The following is a 1,690-nucleotide window of genomic DNA, read 5'->3' on the forward strand; positions in this document are numbered from 1 at the left end:
CACCCCGAACTGGCGCGGCTGGTGCTGGCGGCGGGCCGTATCGCCTGACCCGCCGCCGTCGGGCCCGGCCGGTTCAGCGGTGTGAGGCGAACTCCACGACCTGCTGGTAGGTCGGCCGGTTCTGCCAGCCGATCCGGCCGTGCTTGATGCCGCCCAGGGCGCGCTGGACGATCGAGTCGGCGCACCACTGGTCGCCCGCCGCGCACTGGTCGTCGCCGGGGTAGACCTGGGCGGCGGTCAGTGCGGCCGCCTGCTTCAGGGTGCCGATCAGCTGGTCCCGGCAGGCGGTGAGGCTGCCGTCACCGCAGTACACGCGCGCCAGCCGGCCCTGTACGGGTTCCCCGAGCACCGCCCGGATGTCCTTGTCGACGTAGGACCACCAGCCGTACTGGAAGGCGCTGCCGGCGTGTGAGCCGGTCGGGCCGTGGCCGGCGGACGGGGCCTCGTCGACGGGCAGGTTGCGGGTGAGCGCGGTGTACAGGCCGGTGCCGAGGCCGGGTTCGAACTCGGCCTTGACCAGCAGCGGCCACCAGGCGTCCAGGACGCGGATGGCGTCCGCGTCGGCGTAGGTGCGGGAACCGGCGGAGGTCTCGGCGCGCTTGGCGCCGGCGGTCACCCAGGCCTGGAGCTTGTTCACCGCCGCGGCGGCCGTCGGGTCGGTCACCGGCTGGGAGGTGATCACCTTGAGCAGTTTGGGCAGCACGTCCTCGGCGCGCAGGTCGGCGAGGCCCGCGTCGGCCATGGCCTGGGTCAGCTTGCCCCGGGTCACCCCGCCGGCCGCGACGAGCCTCTTCACCCGGTCGTCCAGCAGGTTGCCGCGGTGCACCGGGCCCTCGCCCCAGGGCGCGGCGGCGTAGTCCTTCGCCTGCTTGTTGTTCCACGAAATGTAGTAGTCCTGGTCGACGGAGTTCGGGTGGGCGGAGGCCGGGGTGTAGTCGGCGGTGTTCCCGGCCGGGTCCCAGCCCCGCCACTCGTAGGCGGGGGCCGCCCACACCGGGAAGTCGGCGTCGACCCCGTCCGCCCGGACCGGGTTGTCGCCGCTGTTGTAGTACGCGGTGTGCTGGGAGTCGGCGTAGAACCAGTTGAAGGTGTAGTTGATGTGCCGGGCCGCGTCCTGGAAGTCCTGCGGGCCCTTGACGTAGTCGGGGTCGTTCAGCATCTGGAAGCCGATGATGGAGTCGGCCTCGTGCAGGTAGGAGGAGCGCAGGGTGGTGTAGGCGACCTTCTTGCCGCCGACGGTCGCCCGGTAGGCCACCGGTCCGTACTCGGTGCGCCAGACGCGCATGGTGTACGACCCCGCGGCCGTGCCGTCGGCCACGGTCGGCTTCCAGGCGTTCTTCTGCTCCACCTTCTCCATCGCGGTGCAGGTGCCGTGGAAGAGGTAGTGGTAGTCGTCCTGGCACAGTTCGACCGCGTAGGTGTCGATGATGTCCTGGCCGGAGGTGGTGGCGCTCCACGCGTAGTCCTGGCCTCGGCCGAGTTCGACGTACATGCTCAGGCCCGCGAAGGAGGCGCCGCGGGCGCTGATGCCGGGGCCCTGGATCTCCTGGAGCAGCAGCAGCTGCGGGGCGAAGTAGCCGGTCTGCGGGCCGAAGACGGCGACCGGGTGACCGCTCGCGGTGTGCTTGCCGCTCACCACCTGCTTGAAGAGGCCTTCCTTCTTCTTCAGGTCGTAGCGCACCGCCGCCGC

Annotated in this window: 1 protein-coding gene; it reads right to left on the reverse strand. The window is 71.2% G+C overall.

Features of this window, described 5'->3' with window-relative positions:
• Window positions 1–73: 73 nt before the first annotated feature.
• A partial coding sequence (locus tag H5J33_RS34295) for a penicillin acylase family protein (RefSeq protein WP_181798565.1) occupies window positions 74–1,690 on the reverse strand: 1,617 nt, incomplete at its 5' end.

It is taken from the genome of Streptomyces sp. WELS2 (assembly GCF_013870595.1).
In the GTDB taxonomy this organism is placed as follows: Bacteria; Actinomycetota; Actinomycetes; order Streptomycetales; family Streptomycetaceae; genus Streptomyces.